This window comes from Parendozoicomonas verongulae, assembly GCF_009711465.1.
Classification (GTDB): Bacteria; Pseudomonadota; Gammaproteobacteria; order Pseudomonadales; family Endozoicomonadaceae; genus Sansalvadorimonas; species Sansalvadorimonas verongulae.
Genome location: NZ_SMME01000407.1, coordinates 253 through 753 on the forward strand (window position 1 = coordinate 253; position 501 = coordinate 753).

At 60.7% G+C, this 501-nt stretch carries 1 protein-coding gene; it reads right to left on the reverse strand.

All coding sequences use genetic code 11. The annotated features are described in order from the left end of the window. Positions 1 to 501 (reverse strand): hypothetical protein (locus tag E1189_RS22435; RefSeq protein ID WP_230459885.1); only part of this gene is annotated, 501 nt, incomplete at both ends.

The following is a 501-nucleotide window of genomic DNA, read 5'->3' on the forward strand; positions in this document are numbered from 1 at the left end:
ATATAGATGCCCAGTGCCCGTCTCAGATTGTCCATGCCCCCTATAATCTGGAGATGCCTACCCAGAGCCAGTTCAATCTCCTTGACATCACAAGGGGTGTCCGGCTGCCCCCCGGCCGCCCGGGTACGCAGCCGGGTAAAGATCTCCAGGGCAGCTCTCAGGTCATCCTTGCCCCCCATTGCCTGAAGTAGCCTGCCCAGAGCCAGTTCGATATCCTTGTCATCACAGGGGGTGTTCACTCGTCCACCGGCTGCCCGGGTGCGCAGCCGGGCCCCACCTGCCGCCCGAGTGCGCAGTTGGGTAAAAATCGCCAGGGCCGCTCTCAAGTTGTCCGTACCTCCCATGAGCTGGAGATGCCTGCCCAGTGTTAACTCGATCTTCTTATCATCACAGGGGGTGTTGGCCTTACCCCCTGCCGCCCGGGCGCGCAGCCGGGTATAGATATCCAGTGCCAGCCTCAGATTGTCCATGCCTCCCATGATCTGGAGATGTCTGCCCAGA